This is a genomic window from Streptomyces sp. NPDC051921 (assembly GCF_040680975.1).
Classification (GTDB): domain Bacteria; phylum Actinomycetota; class Actinomycetes; order Streptomycetales; family Streptomycetaceae; genus Streptomyces.
Genome location: NZ_JBFAXU010000004.1, coordinates 267,660 through 282,601, shown reverse-complemented (window position 1 = coordinate 282,601; position 14,942 = coordinate 267,660). Strand labels below are relative to the sequence as shown.

The 14,942-nt window shown below is 73.7% G+C and carries 11 protein-coding genes; 8 read left to right on the top strand and 3 right to left on the bottom strand.

Annotated elements, in window-relative coordinates; genetic code table 11:
• Positions 1-11 precede the first annotated feature (11 nt).
• Both malQ and AB0M16_RS07895 read right to left on the bottom strand, forming a co-directional pair.
• Positions 12-2,129, bottom strand: a complete 2,118-nt coding sequence (malQ, locus tag AB0M16_RS07900; protein WP_365339978.1) for a 4-alpha-glucanotransferase — start codon at positions 2,127-2,129, stop codon at positions 12-14.
• A 1-nt stretch (position 2,130) separates the two neighbouring features.
• Entirely contained in the window at positions 2,131-2,319 is a 189-nt protein-coding gene (locus AB0M16_RS07895) for a hypothetical protein (protein WP_365339976.1), read from the bottom strand.
• Between the two features lie 220 nt (positions 2,320-2,539).
• Here AB0M16_RS07895 and AB0M16_RS07890 point away from each other — a divergent pair, with 220 nt between their 5' ends.
• Positions 2,540-5,569: a beta-N-acetylglucosaminidase domain-containing protein gene (locus AB0M16_RS07890; RefSeq protein WP_365339974.1), complete on the top strand. Its 3,030-nt coding sequence runs from the start codon at positions 2,540-2,542 to the stop codon at positions 5,567-5,569.
• A gap of 43 nt (positions 5,570-5,612) precedes the next feature.
• Here the strand turns inward: AB0M16_RS07890 and AB0M16_RS07885 are convergent, their stop codons facing one another.
• Positions 5,613-6,182, bottom strand: a complete 570-nt coding sequence (locus AB0M16_RS07885; RefSeq protein WP_365339972.1) for an HNH endonuclease — start codon at positions 6,180-6,182, stop codon at positions 5,613-5,615.
• A 343-nt stretch (positions 6,183-6,525) separates the two neighbouring features.
• On the opposite strand from AB0M16_RS07885, the gene AB0M16_RS07880 reads away from it, so the two are divergent.
• The 7 genes from AB0M16_RS07880 to AB0M16_RS07850 all read left to right on the top strand — a co-directional run bounded on the left by AB0M16_RS07880 (position 6,526) and on the right by AB0M16_RS07850 (position 14,564).
• Positions 6,526-7,593, top strand: coding sequence for a mechanosensitive ion channel family protein (locus tag AB0M16_RS07880; protein WP_365340247.1), 1,068 nt, complete (start codon positions 6,526-6,528; stop codon positions 7,591-7,593).
• 187 nt (positions 7,594-7,780) lie between these two features.
• Positions 7,781-8,995, top strand: coding sequence for an ROK family transcriptional regulator (locus tag AB0M16_RS07875; protein WP_365339970.1), 1,215 nt, complete (start codon positions 7,781-7,783; stop codon positions 8,993-8,995).
• Between the two features lie 48 nt (positions 8,996-9,043).
• Positions 9,044-10,387, top strand: coding sequence for an ABC transporter substrate-binding protein (locus AB0M16_RS07870; RefSeq protein WP_365339968.1), 1,344 nt, complete (start codon positions 9,044-9,046; stop codon positions 10,385-10,387).
• Positions 10,388-10,391: 4 nt separating this feature from the next.
• Positions 10,392-11,333, top strand: a complete 942-nt coding sequence (locus AB0M16_RS07865; RefSeq protein ID WP_365339966.1) for a sugar ABC transporter permease — start codon at positions 10,392-10,394, stop codon at positions 11,331-11,333.
• 22 nt (positions 11,334-11,355) lie between these two features.
• Entirely contained in the window at positions 11,356-12,252 is an 897-nt protein-coding gene (locus AB0M16_RS07860) for a carbohydrate ABC transporter permease (RefSeq protein ID WP_365340245.1), read from the top strand.
• 6 nt (positions 12,253-12,258) lie between these two features.
• On the top strand, positions 12,259-13,524 hold the full coding sequence (locus AB0M16_RS07855; RefSeq protein WP_365339964.1) for a 6-phospho-beta-glucosidase: 1,266 nt from the start codon (positions 12,259-12,261) through the stop codon (positions 13,522-13,524).
• Entirely contained in the window at positions 13,515-14,564 is a 1,050-nt protein-coding gene (locus AB0M16_RS07850) for a BadF/BadG/BcrA/BcrD ATPase family protein (RefSeq protein ID WP_365339962.1), read from the top strand. The genes AB0M16_RS07855 and AB0M16_RS07850 overlap by 10 nt, the downstream gene beginning before the upstream one ends.
• Positions 14,565-14,942: the final 378 nt, after the last annotated feature.

The following is a 14,942-nucleotide window of genomic DNA, read 5'->3' as shown; positions in this document are numbered from 1 at the left end:
GTAGCGAACACCTAAACGGACCGCGCGCCCGGGGGTGCCGTACGGGCTCCCACCCGCTCCGCGAGGGTCCGGAGCAGGTCGTGCGCGCGGGGCGCGGCGGCCAGTTCCTCCAGGGCGAGCGGCTGTCCGTCCGGGCCCGCGACCGGCAGCCGCCAGTTCGGGTACTGGTCCCACGTCCCCGGCAGGTTCTGCGGCCGGCGGTCCCCCACCGCGTCCGGCAGCCACACCCCCACCAGGCGGGCCGGGGTGGCCGCCAGGAAGCGGTGGACGGCGCGGACCTCGGCGGCCTCGTCGCCGGGCCCTTCCGGCAGCAGGCCGAGCCGCTGGAGCGCGCCCAGCCACTCGGTGGTCTCGGCGCTGTCCCGGCTGCGCTCCCGCTCCAGGTCGCCGGTCAGCAGCCCCAGCCGGTGGCGCAGCGTCACATGGTCCCCGGAGAGCCGGGCCGCGGTGGACGGCAGGTCGTGGGTGGTGGCGGTGGCCACGCAGTCGGCCCGCCAGTCCTCCGGGGGCAGCGGGCGGCCCGTGCCGGCCCAGTCCCGTTCGAACCAGAGCACCGAGGTGCCGAGCACCCCGCGCCGGGCGAGCGCCTCCCGGACCCCCGGCTCGACCGTCCCCAGGTCCTCGCCCACGACGGCCGCCCCGGCCCGGTGGGCCTCCAGGACGAGGAGGGCGAGCATCGCCTCGGAGTCGTAGCGGACGTACGTGCCCCGGGTGGGCTCGTCGCCCTCGGGCACCCACCAGAGCCGGAACAGGCCCATCACATGGTCGATGCGCAACGCGCCCGCGTGCCGCAGGAGTTCGCGCAGCAGACCGCGGTACGGGGCGTAGCCCTCGGCGGCCAGCGCGTCCGGACGCCAGGGCGGCAGACCCCAGTCCTGGCCACGGGCGTTGAAGGCGTCGGGCGGGGCGCCCACCGACATCCCGGCGGCGAACACGTGCTGCTGCGCCCAGGCGTCGGAGCCGTCCGGGTGCACGCCCACGGCCAGGTCGTGGACGATCCCGACCGCCATCCCGGCCTCCCGCGCGGTGCGCGCGGCGGCGGCCAGCTGCCGGTCCGTCAGCCAGGCGAGCCGGCAGTGGAAGTCGACGCGGCCGGCGAGCTCGGCGTCGGCCCGCACGGCCGCCTCGGCCGCGCGCGGGTCGCGCAGCGCCTCCGGCCAGCGGCGCCACTGGTGGCCGTGCCGTTCGGCGAGGGCCTGGTACGTGGCGTGGTCCTCCAGGGCCCGGCCGCGCTCGGCCAGGAAGTCCCGGTAGGCGGCGCGCCGGCCAGGGCCGAGCTCCACGGTGTGCACGAGCTCCAGGGCGCGCCGTTTGGCCTCCCAGACCGCGTCCCGGTCGATCAGGGCGCCCTTGCCGAGCACCCGTTCGCGCAGCTCGGCCGCCTCGGCGAGGATCCGGTCCAGTTCCTCGCGGCGGGCCGGGTCGACGTGGGCGTACTCGGGGACGTCCTCGATCCGCAGGTGCACGGGGTCGGGGAAGCGGCGCGAGGAGGGGCGGTACGGGGAGGGGTCGGTGGGGGCCCCGGGCACGGCCGCGTGCAGTGGGTTGACCTGCACGAACCCCGCGCCGTGCGTGCGACCCGCCCAGTCGGCGAGCTCCCGCAGGTCACCGAGGTCGCCCATGCCCCAGGAGCGGGCGGAGAGGAGCGAGTAGAGCTGGACGAGGAGGCCGAACGCGCGCCCCTCGGGCACCGGTACCCGCGCGGGTGCCACGATCAGGGTGGCGGCGCAACGGCGCCCGTCGGGGGCGTGCGCGGCGAGCCGGTGCACACCGAGCGGCAGGCCACGCCAGTCGGGGCCGGCGACGGTCCGGCCGTCCTCGGTGGTGACCGTGAGCCGGGTGCCGGCCGGCAGGCCGCGGGGCGGCCGCGGGCCCGGGACGCCGGCGGCCCCCTCCCGCTCCCCCGGCTCCTCGCGCCACAGCACGACGGTGGGCGGCAGCAGCCGCTCCCGGCCGGCCCGTTCCGCCGCGTCGAGTGCCGCGGCGACGGCCTCCGGCGTGGACGCGTCGACGTCCAGGGCGCGCAGGACGGCCACGACGGTGGCGTCGGGCACGGTGACCGTGACGCCCTCGGAGGGGGCGTACTCGGTGGCGACGCCGTGCAGGGCGGCGAGACGGGCCAGGGTCACGTCACACTCCGGGGGACTCCGAACCGCCCGCTGTGGTGCGGGCGGTGGGTTCGCTGGTCAAGGGGGCGGCCTCGGCGAGGGGCGGTTCGCTGATGAGCGGCGTGGCATCGGCGAGGGGCGGTTCGCTGGTGAGCGGCACGCCCTGCCTCGGAATCCATATCCGTTTGCAGGCGTGGTCGGTCGCGGTCACGGGATCTCCCGGTTTCGTCTCGACAGGTAAGACATCAGGACAGTTGGTGGAGCCCTACCCATCGTTCCCCGTTTTACCGGCCGAATTTGGCGAAACGGTGCCACCTCGCCGAAAGGTCACCGGGCAAAGCAGACAGTTCGACCAGGCGCATTGACACTCCGTCGGGCCGGATGGTGGGCTCGTAACCCACTTGTGACCCACGGGACCGAAGGGAGCCCCTGTGCACCCCGGACACAGGAAGCGGACCGCGACGGCCGTGGCGGTCGCGGTCATCGGCGGGCTCCTCGGCGGCGCCGCCCCGGGCGGCGCGTACGCGGCGCCGGGCGCCCCCTCCCCCGTGACCGCCCCCGACGCGGCGGCGGCCCCGGCGGCCCCCACGGTGGGCACGACGTCCGGCGTGTGGCCCCGGCCCCAGTCCCTGACCAGTGCCGGACCGGCCCTACCGCTGGGCTCCGAGGTGACGCTGCTCGCCGCTCCCGACGCCGATCCGTACGCCGTGACGGCCCTGCGCGAGCTGCTCCGCGCGGCCGGGGTGCGGACCGTGCACACGACGGCGCCCGGGCGCGGCCCCCTGGTCCGCGTCGGCGAATCCCTCGAAACGGAGGCCGCGCTGCGCGCCCTGCGGGCGTCCGAGCGGGGCGACCTTCCGGACGGCGGCTACCGGCTCGCGACCGGCCGGATCCAGGGCCGGGACACCGTCGTGCTCGACGGCGCCGGCCCCGACGGCCTCTTCCACGCCGTCCAGACACTCCGTCAACTCCTGCGCCCCGACGGGACGCTTCCCGGCGTCGTCGTCCGCGACTGGCCCGCCACCGCCGTCCGCGGACTGACCGAGGGCTTCTACGGGCGCCCCTGGTCGCGGGCCGACCGGCTCGCCCAGCTCGACTTCATGGGCCGCACCAAGCAGAACCGCTACCTGTACGCGCCCGGGGACGACCCCTACCGCCGGGCGCTGTGGCGCGAGCCCTACCCGGCCGCCGAGCGGGCCGCGTTCCGCGAGCTCGCCGCCCGGGCCGCCGCCAACCACGTGACGCTCGCCTGGGCCGTGGCCCCCGCCCAGGCCATGTGCCTGTCCTCCGACGCCGACCTCGCGGCGCTCACGAGGAAGCTCGACTCCATGTGGGCGCTCGGGGTGCGCGCCTTCCAGCTGCAGTTCCAGGACGTCAGCTACAGCGAGTGGGCGTGCTCCGACGACCCCGACACCTTCGGGCGCGGTCCCGAGGCCGCCGCCCGCGCGCACGCGCGCGTGGCGAACGCCGTCTCCCGGCACCTCGCCACCCGGTACCCGGGCGCGGCGGCGCTGTCGCTGATGCCGACGGAGTACTACCAGGACGGCGCCACCGCCTACCGCACCGCGCTCGCCGGCGCCCTCGACGCGCGCGTGGAGGTGGCCTGGACGGGCGTCGGGGTGGTGCCGCGCACCATCACCGGCGGCGAACTGGCCGACGCGCGCGAGGCGCTGCGCCACCCGCTCGTCACCATGGACAACTACCCGGTCAACGACTACGCCCACGACCGGCTCTTCCTCGGCCCGGCGACCGGCCGCGCGCCGGCCGTCGCGTCCGGATCCGCCGGCTTCCTCGCCACCGGCATGGAACAGGCCGCGGCTTCCCGCGTGGCCCTGTTCACCACCGCCGACTACGCCTGGAACCCCAAGGGCTACCGCCCCGACGAGTCGTGGCGGGCCGCCGTCGACGAGCTGGCCGGACCGGAGCCCAGGGCCCGCGAGGCGCTGCGGGCGCTCGCCGGGAACGGCGCCTCCTCGATCCTCGACCCGGACGGCGAGTCCGCCTATCTGAGGCCGCTCACCGCCGCCTTCTGGGCGAGCCGCGCCGGCCGCGACCCGGTGGCCCGGGAGAAGGCGGCGCGCGAGCTGCGGGCCGCGTTCACCGTCATGCGCGAGGCGCCCGCCCGCCTGCGGGACACGGCCGGCGGGGCGCTCGGCACGGAGACCGCCCCCTGGCTGGAGCGGCTCGCACGCTACGGCGCGGCGGGTGAGACGGCGGTCGACATGCTGCTCGCCCAGGGCCGCGGCGACGGCGCCGGCGCCTGGCGGGCCCAGCTGGACCTGGAACGGCGGCGCGCCGGGCTGCGGACGGGCGACGTGACGGTCGGCAAGGGCGTCCTGGACGGCTTCCTCGCCCGGGCGGCGGAGGAGTCGGCCGCCTGGACGGGCGCCGACCGCGACCGGGCGCCCGGGGTGCGGGCGGACGCGGCGCAGGACGCGTACACGGTCCGGCTGGAGCGGTCCCGGCCGGTGGAGACCCTGACGGTGATGACCGAGCCGGGCAGCGCGGGCGGCTTCCTGGAGGCGTACGTGCCCGGTGAGGGCTGGCGCCGGCTCGGGCCGCTCGCCGCCTCCGGGTGGACCCAGGCGGACCTGAAGGGACTGCGGGCGGACGCCCTGAGGATCGTGTGGAGCGGCGGCGCGCCCGGCCGGGTGCGGTCCCTGGTGCCGTGGTTCGCCGACGAGCCGCGCGCGGGTCTCGAACTGGCCCGCACGGAGACGGACGCCGAGATCGGCGGCCCGGCGCAGCAGGTGGACGTCGTCCTGGAGGGCCGGCGCGCCGCGGAGGTGCGCGGGGCACTGACCGCCCGCGCGCCGAAGGGAATCACCGTCCGGCTGCCGAAGGAGGCCGCGGTGCCGCGCGGTACCCGGGCGACCGTCCCCCTGGAGGTGTCGGTGGCGGCGGACGTGCCGGCCGGCTCGTACGCCGTCCCGGTGTCGTTCGCGGGCGAGGAGCGGGTCCTGACGGTGCGGGCCTTCCCCCGTACGGGCGGCCAGGACCTGGCCCGTACGGCCACGGCCTCGTCCTCCGGCGACGAGACGCCCGACTTCCCGGCCGCGTACGCCCTCGACGGCGACCCGGCGACCCGCTGGTCCTCGCCGCTGGAGGACGGCGCCTGGTGGCAGATGGAGCTGTCCGAACCGGCCCGGATAGGCCGGGTGGTGCTCCACTGGCAGGACGCCTACGCCTCCCGCTACCGCGTCCAGGTCTCCGCCGACGGGCGCACCTGGCGTACGGCGGCGACGGTCCGGGACGGACGGGGCGGGGTGGAGTCGGTCCGCATGGACGCCGCCGACACACGCTTCCTGCGGGTGCAGGGGGACGCACGGGCGACGGAGTACGGCTACTCGCTGTGGGCGGTGGAGACGTACGCGGTGGAGGAGCTGCGGGACGTGCCGGAGGGCCCGGCGGGCGTGACGGAGCAGAAGCCGGGCGACGCGACGACGCCCGGCTCCCCGTAGGAGCCGCCGGTACGCACGGGGCCGGATGTGCGAATGGCCCGGCTCAACCGGTCGTCACGGCCCCCTGAGGCTGGGGGGCGGTGCCGACGGAGTCGATCCGGGCCAGGGCGTCGTCCGCGCCGTACGGCTGGAGGTAGGGCAGCCACCGCGGGTCGCGGTGGCCGGTTCCGATGATCCGCCAGGCCAGTCCGGTCGGCGGGGCGGGTTGGTGCCGCAGCCGCCAGCCCAGCTCGCGCAGGTGCCGGTCGGCCTTGACGTGGTTGCAGCGGCGGCAGGCCGCCACGACGTTCTCCCAGGCGTGCGTCCCCCCGCGGCTGCGCGGAATGACGTGGTCGACGCTGGTTGCGACGCCACCGCAGTACATGCAGCGCCCGCCGTCGCGGGCGAACAGCGCTCTGCGGGTCAAGGGAACGGGCCCCCGGTAGGGGACCCGCACGAACCGCTTCAGGCGCACCACACTGGGCGCGGCGATGACACGGCTCTCGCTGTGCAGGAAGGCGCCGGACTCCTCGAGGCAGAGTGCCTTGTTCTCCAGGACGAGGACGAGCGCGCGGCGGAGCGGTACGACGCCGAGCGGCTCGTACGACGCGTTGAGGACCAGGACGTGCGGCACGGATGCCTCCTAAGACGCCGGCGGCGCGTGGCTCGCGCCGGGACGAACTGCTCTCAGTCTCTCCTCATGCCGGGCCGGTGCGCCACCACGTGGGGGTAACGGCTCTGGGGTGTGTAAAACCGTTCGGGACGTCAGCAGTGGGCAGGAATGGGTACAGGACCCGCTCCTGCTCACTGACGAGGAACGGTGTTCTCGACCACATCCGCCGCTCCACGGGAGTCATCCCCGCCCGTGGGCCGTCTTTCCGAGTGAACCTGTGTGCACACGTCAACAGGGGCACCCCCTCGCCCCCGTTAGTGTGGACGGATTGCGAACGCCTGCCTGGAGGTCCCCCGTGCCCCCCGTGTCCTGGTCCGCCGCCCTGCGCGCCGCCGACGACCCGACGCAAGTTCCGGTGACGCTGGACGAGGCGGCCGAGAAGGCGACGAACGCCGCGGGCTGGGTGGAGCAGAACTGGTCCACCTGGCTGAACACGGGCCTGAAGATCCTGCTGATCCTGATCGTGGCGTTCACCCTGCGGATGCTGGTCCGCAAGGCGCTGACCAAGCTGATAGACCGGATGAACCGGTCGGCGCAGGCGGTGGAGGGCACGGCCCTGGGCGGCCTCCTGGTCAACGCCGAGCGGCGCCGGCAGCGCTCGGAGGCGATCGGCTCGGTGCTGCGCTCGGTGGCCTCGTTCCTGATCCTGGGGACCGCCGGCCTGATGGTCCTCGGTGCCTTCAAGATCGACCTGGCGCCGCTGCTGGCCTCGGCGGGTGTGGCCGGTGTGGCGATCGGCTTCGGCGCGCGGAACCTGGTGACGGACTTCCTCTCCGGCGTCTTCATGATCCTGGAGGACCAGTACGGCGTGGGCGACTCGGTCGACGCGGGCGTGGCGTCCGGCGAGGTCGTCGAGGTCGGGCTGCGCGTGACGAAGCTGCGCGGGGTGGACGGGGAGATCTGGTACGTCCGCAACGGCGAGATCAAGCGCATCGGCAACCTCAGTCAGGGCTGGGCGACGGCCGCGGTGGACGTGACGGTCCGCCCGACGGAGGACCTGGACCGGGTGCGCGAGGTGATCACCGACGCGGCCGAGGCGATGTCCAAGGAAGAGCCCTGGAACGAGCGCCTGTGGGGTCCGGTCGAGGTCCTGGGCCTGACCGAGGTCCTCCTCGACTCGATGACGGTCCGCGTCTCCGCCAAGACCATGCCGGGCAAGAGGCTGGGCGTCGAACGCGAACTCCGCTGGCGCATCAAGCGCGCCCTGGACCGGGCGGGCATCCGCATCGTCGGCGGCATCCCGCCCCAGGCGGAGGAGTCGGCGAAGTCCGACCCGACCGCCGGCATGTCCGCGCCCTCGGCCTTCTCCTCCCCATCCTCCCCGCAGTCGGCGGCGGCGACCCCGCTCCCGAGGACGGACATCACGAAGTAGCCGCAGGCACGCAGGGGCGCCCCCGCCGGAACGGCGGGGGCGCCCCTCTTTCGTGCGACGCCCCCGTGCGGTCGGTGCGAAGCGAGCCCACCCGGGGTATTGACGCTCCGCTGACCTCCGCCTTACCTTCCTCCCAACCCAATAGGAAACTTTCCTAACAGTGCCCCAGGCAGGTGGAGTGAGCCCCATGGCCGGTACGACCCCGGGAACGCCCGGCACCCCGCGCGTGCTGCGCGCCATGAACGACCGGGCCGCGCTCGATCTGCTGCTCGCGCACGGGCCGCTGTCGCGGACGCGGATCGGGAAGCTGACCGGGCTCTCCAAGCCGACGGCCTCGCAGCTGCTCGCCCGCCTCGAAGCCGCCGGGCTCGTGGTCGCCACCGGGACCACCGAGGGGCGGCCGGGGCCGAACGCCCAGCTCTACGCGGTCAACCCGCGTGCCGCGTACGCCGCCGGGCTCGACGTCAGCCCCGAGCGCATCCACGCCGCCGTCGCCGACATCACCGGCGAGGTCGTCGGCGAGTTCCGGGTCGCCACGCCCGGGCGCGGCGCCGAGGACGTGGTGCGGCAGGTCGTCGACGCCGTCGACGGGGCCGTCAAGGACGCCGGGCTCGCCCTCGGGGACGTACACCGTCTCGTCATCGGCACCCCCGGCGCCTTCGACCCGGCCACCGGCCGCCTGCGGTACGCCTCCCACCTGCCCGGCTGGCACTCGCCCACCCTGCTCGACGAGCTGGCCGTCGCCCTCCCCATGCCGTTCGAGTACGAGAACGACGTCAACCTCGTCGCCATCGCCGAACAGCGCCTCGGCTCCGCCCGGGGCCACGAGAACTTCGTGCTGCTGTGGAACGAGACCGGACTCGGTGCCGCCCTCGTCCTCGGCGGGCGCCTGCACCGGGGCTTCACCGGCGGCGCCGGCGAGGTCGGCTTCCTGCCCGTACCCGGCACCCCGCTCGTCCGGCAGGTCGCCAAGGCCAACTCCGGCGGCTTCCAGGAGCTCGCCGGCGTGCAGTCCGTACCCCGGATCGCCAAGGCCCTCGGGATCCGCACGCCCGAGCAGCCGTACGTCGAGGTGGCCGCCCGGCTCCTCCGCGAGGCCGCCGAACGGCACGCCGACGACGAGCGGTACGCCGGTCTGCTCGACTCCTACGCCGAGCGCCTCGCCACCGGCCTCGCCGCCCTCGTCGCCGTACTCGACCCCGAGCTGATCGTCCTGTCCGGCGCCGCGCTCGGCCCCGGCGGCGAACCCCTGCGCGCCCGCGTCCAGGCCCAGCTCGCCGACCTCGCCGCCTCCCGGCCACGGCTCGTCCTCGCCGCCGTCGACCGGCACCCCGTGCTCCGCGGAGCGCTCGAATCCGCCCTCGCCACCACCCGCGACGAGGTCTTCGACACCTCCCGCTAGCCCGCCCGAACCGCCCGCCACCGCCACCCCCTCCAGGGAGTACTCGCCATGCCCGCACGTCCCCGCAGGCTCGTCGCCGCCCTCGCCGTCACCGCTTCCATAGCCCTCTTCGCCTCCGCGTGCACCGGCTCCGCGAACAACGGCGCGACCGACGACCCGAACGCGAAGACCACGATCACCTTCTGGCACGGCTGGTCCGCCCCCTCCGAGGTGCAGGCCATCAACGACAACATCAAGCGCTTCGAGGCGGCGCACCCGAACATCAAGGTCGAGGTCGTCGGCAACATCAACGACGACAAGCTCAACCAGGCCCTGCGCACCGGCGGTTCGAAGGGCCCTGACGTCGTCTCGTCCTTCACCACGTCCAACGTGGGCAAGTTCTGCTCCTCGGGCGCCTTCGCCGACCTGAAGCCCTTCGTCGAGAAGTCCAAGCTCGACCTGGAGAAGGTCATTCCGAAGACGCTGCTCGACTACACCCAGTTCGAGGGCAAGCGGTGCGCCATGCCGCTGCTCACCGACGCCTACGGCCTCTACTACAACAAGACCGCGTTCACGAAGGCCGGCCTCGACCCGGCGAAGCCGCCGCGGACCTACTCCGAGCTGCTCGCCTACGCGAAGCGGCTCACCAAGGCCAAGGGCGACGGCTACGAGCAGCTCGGCTTCATGCCGAACTACCACGGCTACGAGACCACCACCGAGCACTACCTCGGCAGCTGGGGGCCGGCGTACTTCGACGGCAGCGGCAGGTCGACCGTCGCCACCGACCCCGGTGTCGCCGAGATGATGACCACGCAGAAGAAGATGGTCGACGAGCTCGGCGGCTACGCCAAGCTGGAGAAGTACCGCACCACCTTCGGCGACGAGTGGGGCGCCAAGCACCCCTTCCACACCGGCCAGGTCGCCATGCAGCTCGACGGCGAGTGGCGGCTCGGCATGGCCACCGACGCCAAGGTGCCGTTCGAGATCGGCGTCGCCCCGATGCCCGTCCCGGACAGCCGGGCCGGCGACTACGGCAAGGGCTTCCTGTCCGGCACGATCATGGGCATCGCCCCGCAGAGCAAGAAGCAGAACGCCGCCTGGGAACTGGTCAAGTTCATGACCACGGACACCGATGCCGTCGTCGCCTTCGCCAACGGCATCCGCAACGTGCCCTCCACCTTCGACGCCCTCAAGTCCCCCGACCTGAAGTTCGACCCGCGCTTCAGGACCTTCCTGGACATCGCCCAGCACCCGAAGTCCAACACCCCGGCGGGCGCGGTCAACGGCGCGACCTACCTCAACACCCTCCAGGACTTCGCCCTCCAGTACGAGAAGGGCGCGGTGACCGACCTGAAGGGCGGCCTGGAGAAGACCGCGCAGCAGATCGACACCGACATCGCCAAGGCGAAGTAGCCCGATGAGCACGCACACCCTCCGCTCGAAGCGCCGCCGCGCGGCGCTTCGCACGGCGGCGTTCCTGTCGCCCTGGCTGATCGGCTTCAGCGTCTTCTTCGCCTACCCGCTGCTCTCGACCGTCTACTTCTCCTTCATGGACTACGACGGCTTCGCCGCCCCGTCCTTCAACGGCCTGGCCAACTGGACGTACGTCTTCCGGGACTACCCGCTGTTCTGGCCGGCGCTGCGCAACACCCTGTGGCTGGTGGTCGTGATGACGGCCTGCCGGGTCGTCTTCGGGCTCGGCGTCGGCATGCTCATCACGAGGATCAAGACGGGCGCCGGAGTCTTCCGCACCCTGTTCTACCTGCCGTACCTGGCCCCGCCGGTCGCGGCGACCCTCGCCTTCGTCTTCCTGCTCAACCCCGGCACCGGCCCGGTGAACTCGGTCCTCGAAGGGCTCGGCGTCCCGGCCCCCGCCTGGTTCAACGACGCCGCCTGGTCCAAGCCCGCGCTGACCATGCTCGCCGTGTGGGGGGTCGGCGACCTCATGGTCATCTTCATGGCGGCGCTGCTCGACGTGCCGAAGGAGCAGTACGAGGCCGCCGAGCTCGACGGGGCGTCCGCCGTCCAGCGGTTCCGCTACGTGACGCTGCCGAACATCTCGCCCATCGTGATGTTCGCCGTGGTCACCGGGGTCATCCAGGCCATGCAGTACTACACGCAGCCGCTGGTCGCCGGGAAGGTCGCCTCCGGCGTCATCGGCGGCTCCGGCCAGCAGTTCGAGCCCGGCTACCCGGACAAGTCCACCCTGACGCTGCCGCAGCTCGTCTACAACCTCGGCTTCCAGCGCTTCGACTACGGAGCCGCCTGCGCCACCGCCCTCGTCCTCTTCGCCCTGGCCATGGCCTTCACGGCGCTGCTCATGCGCCGCCGCGGCGGCCTCGTCCAGGCAGGTGAGTGAACCCATGAGCCGACTCATCGACATGCCCGCCGCGACCGGAACAGCCCCGGGAGCGCGGACGTCCGGCGACACCCCGGCCGGCCGCGCCGCCCGCCGCAAGGCGCTCCTGCACTGGATCGCGGTGCACTCGCTCGGCGTCGCCGCCGCGCTGTTCTTCGTGCTGCCCTTCGTCTTCGTCCTGCTCACCTCGCTGATGAGCGACCAGCAGGCGCTCACCCGCGACCTCACCCCGGACACCTGGGAGTGGGACAACTACGTCCGCGTCTTCGAGACGCCCGGCTTCCTCACCTGGTGGCGCAACACCCTCCTGTACGCGGGCCTCGGCACCGTCCTGACGGTGGTGTCCTCGGTCCCGGTGGCGTACGCGCTCGCCAAGTTCCGCTTCCGCGGCAGCCGGCTGGCGCTGATGCTGGTCATCTCGATGATGATGCTGCCGCCGCAGGTCGTGGTCATCCCGATGTACCTGTTCTGGGCCAAGCAGCTGGACCTGTCCGGCACGCTCTGGCCGCTGATCATCCCGATGGCCTTCGGCGACGCGTTCTCCATCTTCCTGATGCGCCAGTTCCTGCTGACCATCCCGAACGAGTACCTGGACGCGGCCAGGGTCGACGGCTGCGGCGAACTGCGCACCCTCGTGCGGGTCGTCCTGCCGATGGCGAAGCCGGGCATCGCGGCGATCGCGCTCTTCCAGTTCTTCGCCGCGTGGAACGACTACTTCGGACCGCAGATCTACGCCTCCGAGAACCCGGGCGCGTGGACCCTGAGCTACGGCCTGGAGTCCTTCAAGGGCGCGCACCACACCGACTGGAATCTGACCATGGCCGCGACCGTCCTGGTCATGGCCCCCGTGATCCTCGTCTTCTTCTTCGCCCAGAAGGCATTCGTCGAGGGCGTCACACTGACCGGAGTGAAGGGCTAGCCGACTATGAAGCTCGCTGTCGTGGGGGGCGGCTCCACCTACACCCCCGAACTGATCGACGGATTCGCGCGCTTGCGCGAGACCCTGCCCATCACCGAACTCGTCCTCGTCGACCCCGCCGCCGAGCGGCTCGACCTGGTCGGCGGGCTCGCCCGGCGGATCTTCGCCAGGCAGGGCCACGACGGGACGATCGTCACCACCTCCGACCTCGACGCCGGCGTCGACGGCGCCGACGCCGTCCTGCTGCAGCTGCGGGTCGGCGGGCAGGCCGCCCGCGAGCAGGACGAGACCTGGCCACTGGAGTGCGGCTGCGTCGGCCAGGAGACCACCGGCGCCGGCGGTCTCGCGAAGGCGTTGCGTACGGTCCCGGTGGTGCTGGACATCGCCGAGCGGGTCCGCCGCACCAACCCGAACGCCTGGATCATCGACTTCACCAACCCGGTGGGCATCGTGACCCGGGCGCTGCTCCAGGCCGGACACAAGGCGGTCGGCCTGTGCAACGTGGCGATCGGCTTCCAGCGGAAGTTCGCCGCGCTGCTGGGGGTCACCCCCGCCGAGGTGCACCTCGACCACGTGGGCCTCAACCACCTGACCTGGGAGACCGGGGTACGGCTCGGGGGCCCCGAGGGCGAGGACGTGCTGCCCCGGCTGATCGCCGAGCACGGCGACGCGATCGCCGACGACCTGCGCCTTCCGCGCTCCGTCGTGGACCGGCTCGGCGTCGTCCCCTCGTACTACCTGCGCTACTTCTACGCGCACGACGCCGTCGTCGAGGAGCTGCGCACCAAGCCCTCGCGGGCGGCGGAGGTCGCGGCGATGGAGCGGCAGCTCCTGGAGATGTACGGGGACCCGGCGCTCGACGAGAAGCCCGAGCTGCTCGCCAGGCGCGGCGGCGCCTTCTACTCGGAGGCGGCCGTGGACCTGGCCGCCTCGCTGCTGGGAAACGGGGGTTCGCCGTACCAGGTGGTGAACACCTTCAACAAGGGCACGCTGCCGTTCCTGCCGGACGACGCCGTGATCGAGGTGCAGGCGGCGGTGGGGCCGAAGGGCGCCGTGCCGCTGCCGGTGGCCCCGCTCGACCCGCTGTACGCGGGCCTGGTCGCGCACGTCACCGCCTACGAGGACCTGGCCCTGGAGGCCGCTCTGCGCGGTGGGCGCGACCGGGTGTTCAAGGCGCTCATCGCACACCCGCTGGTGGGGCAGTTCGACCACGCCGACGGGCTGACCGACCGGCTGATCGCGCACAACCGGGAGCACCTGGCGTGGGCCTGAACGGGACGCTGCTGGCCATCGACGCCGGCAACAGCAAGACCGACGTCGCGGTGCTGGCCCCGGACGGCTCCGTCCTCGGCGCGGCGCGCGGCGGCGGGTTCCAGCCGCCGGTGGTGGGGGTGGACGCGGCCTTCGACACGGTCGCGGAGATCGTGGAGCGGGCGTGGGCCGCGGCCGGTGCCGGGCCCGGGGCCGAGGCCGGTGCCCATGCAGGGGCGGGTGCAGGTGCAGGTGCCGGTACCGGTACCGCAGGGCTTCCGCCCGCCTTCGTCCACGTCGCGGCCTGCCTCGCCAACGCCGATCTGCCGGTGGAGGAGGTGGCGTTGAAGGCTGCCCTGGAGGCGCGCGGCTGGAGCCGCTCGGTCCAGGTGCACAACGACACCTTCGCCATCCTGCGCGCCGGGATCGACGAGCCGCGGGGCGTGGCCGTGGTGTGCGGGGCGGGCATCAACTGCGTCGGCATGCTGCCGGACGGGCGCACCGCCCGGTTCCCCGCGATCGGGAAGATCTCGGGTGACTGGGGCGGCGGCGGGGGCATGGCCGACGAGGCGCTGTGGTTCGCCGCGCGCGCCGAGGACGGCCGGGGCGAGCCGACCGCCCTCGCCCGCACGCTGCCCGGGCACTTCGGGCTGCCGACGATGTACGCGCTGATCGAGGCGCTGCACCTGGGCCGCATCCCGCACGAGCGCCGGCACGAGCTGACGCCGGTGCTGTTCCGGACGAGCGCGGAGGGCGATGCGGTGGCCCAGGCGCTGGTGGACCGGCTGGCCGACGAGGTCGTGGCGCTGGCCTCGGTCGCCCTCGGGCGGCTCGGGCTGCTCGACGAGGCGGCGCCGGTGATGCTGGGCGGCAGCGTGCTGGCCGCGCGGCACCCGCGGCTCGACGCGCGGATCGCCGAACGGCTCGCCGTGAAGGCGCCGAAGGCGGTGCTCGGCGTGGTGACCGCCCCGCCGGTGCTCGGCGCGGGACTGCTCGCCCTGGACGCGGTGGGGGCGTCCGGGGCGGCGGCGGCACGGCTGCGGGACCACTACGCGTCCTGAGCCGGGCCGGGTGGGTGGCGGGGCGTCCCTCCGGGGGCGCCCCGCACGCGTGTTCACTCGTTCGAGGACGTTCGGGGTGGAACCGATTTCGGCCGCGCGACGTATTCAGAGTGAAGGACGTGCGAAGGGGGGATCGCCTGCGGAAGCGGCGGACGCATGGGGCACGATAGGAACAAGATCAGGTCAATCCCGGTGTGCGGGACGGGCGCTGCGGCCATACTGCTGGCCGGGTAGTCGTCCGCCGCCCACCGGCAGGACGGGTCGACGTCTCAGACCGAGGGGGAGGTCACGTGACATACCCGCCGAACGCTGCCGCCGCCTCGGCGGCGCCCGGCGCCACCGCCGCGCCTGCGCGGCCGGGCTCCGGCGTGCCGGCGC

Bases quoted from the DNA above. Each gene is read 5' to 3' on its own strand.
- AB0M16_RS07875 (WP_365339970.1), top strand. From the start codon at position 7,781: ATGGCCGGTACGACCCCGGGAACGCCCGGCACCCCGCGCGTGCTGCGC.
- AB0M16_RS07870 (WP_365339968.1), top strand. From the start codon at position 9,044: ATGCCCGCACGTCCCCGCAGGCTCGTCGCCGCCCTCGCCGTCACCGCT.
- AB0M16_RS07865 (WP_365339966.1), top strand. From the start codon at position 10,392: ATGAGCACGCACACCCTCCGCTCGAAGCGCCGCCGCGCGGCGCTTCGC.
- AB0M16_RS07860 (WP_365340245.1), top strand. From the start codon at position 11,356: ATGCCCGCCGCGACCGGAACAGCCCCGGGAGCGCGGACGTCCGGCGAC.
- AB0M16_RS07855 (WP_365339964.1), top strand. From the start codon at position 12,259: ATGAAGCTCGCTGTCGTGGGGGGCGGCTCCACCTACACCCCCGAACTG.